We start from the raw sequence: 1,566 nt of genomic DNA on the forward strand, positions 1-1,566 counted from the left end.
AATTTAGAATTAGATGTCATTAACATCTATAGTCTTATATTAAAAAAATTGTTATTGTCAAACACTTATCATTGCTATTTTGAGTCTAGAGTTTAAACTTATAGTCTATTAAGTAGTGCATTTAAAAAAGAATTACAATTTTAAAAAGTTTTTTTGGAAATCTGGAATCAAAAAATAATAAAGTAATTAGTAAAACCACATTGAGAATAATTGCACAACCAGCTAAATGATAATCTTCTCAAAAAAAGTGAGGTCAAGGTTAAGCATTATAATTAATAAAAATAAATTATTTAGATAAAATATTTTTCAAAACTATGAAATTATTTGTCAAAGTATTTAAATACAAAACGTCCTTAAAATTCTCTTACCCATTATTGCTATTAATAGTTTTAAGTTGTACAAAAGGGAAGAATAAAATTTATGATTCAAAAAATATGGAATTTGTAAATATGAATAATATTGGCGAAAAAAATTAAATATATCTACCATTTGTGATTCAGTTACAATAAATTTTTTGAATCTGGGAAAAGATTTTTCTGAATTAAATTTTAACAAGGTTATTGAAACTGATACTTTATTATATTTATTTGATAGAGATAGGGTATCAACTATATTTATATTTAATAAAATAAGTAAAACCTTAATTAACAAAATTGGAATATATGGAGACCCAAATACAATACACAAACCAATCAACTTCAATGTGAATAAATCAAATTTGATTACTCTTGAATATCCTAATAAACTTCACTATTTTTCATTAGATGGAAATTACATTAATACTGAAAAAAAATCATATTCAATAGCTTCTTTTGAATATTTTGGTACCGATTTTAAAATATTTTATTCTGCTTATCTCCCACATTTTTCATCTATTAAAAATAAAATTTCATTTAATATAAATATTGAAAAAGGTAATGAAGTTATTTCAACTTTACCTTTCATAAATAATAAATCTATTGCTAATTTATCATTACTTAATATGTATAATTTTTTCCTCGGGGAAGATAAATTGTATTTTATTCAAAGTGGCAATAATATAGTATATTCTATCAAAAATAATAATCAAATAAATATACAAAAGGAGTTTTATGTAAAATTCAATGAGGAAGATCAAAATCCTGAGATTTTTTTCAGAGGTGAATATAAAAGTAAAGTAGAATTTTTTAAAAGACCTCATGTTGGCGATTTCTTTTATGCTTCAAAAAAATTCTATTTGTTTAGTTACATTGAAAATCGTGAAAACAATTTTGTATACATTGATAAGAATGCACCTCAAAAAATCACTAATGTTCATTTTGAAAATGATAACATTAACTTAAAAATTTATCCCAAATTTTTGCATAAGAAAAAAATGTATGCTATAATTAGTAAAAACAAATACTCTTTAGATCAAAATAAAAATAAGCAAAATTTGCACTTTAAAGTTGAAAATAAGAATTTAAAAGATAATCAAAATGAAAATGAATATAATTACGTCCTTGTTACGTATCATTTAAAATCTTAAAATGGCCTAACTAATTAAAGTTACATTGAAAATGCATTTTTTTTCTCTACAAGGTATCC

The 1,566-nt window shown here is 21.8% G+C and carries 1 protein-coding gene; it reads left to right on the plus strand.

Translation table 11 applies throughout. The annotated features are described in order from the left end of the window. The first annotated feature begins 514 nt into the window (after positions 1-514). Complete coding sequence (locus F777_RS0109910) at positions 515-1,507, plus strand: hypothetical protein (RefSeq protein ID WP_026751901.1); 993 nt, start codon at positions 515-517, stop codon at positions 1,505-1,507. Positions 1,508-1,566: the final 59 nt, after the last annotated feature.

Origin of the sequence: Sediminibacterium sp. C3 (genome assembly GCF_000508085.1) — a bacterium.
In the GTDB taxonomy this organism is placed as follows: Bacteria; Bacteroidota; Bacteroidia; order Chitinophagales; family Chitinophagaceae; genus Sediminibacterium.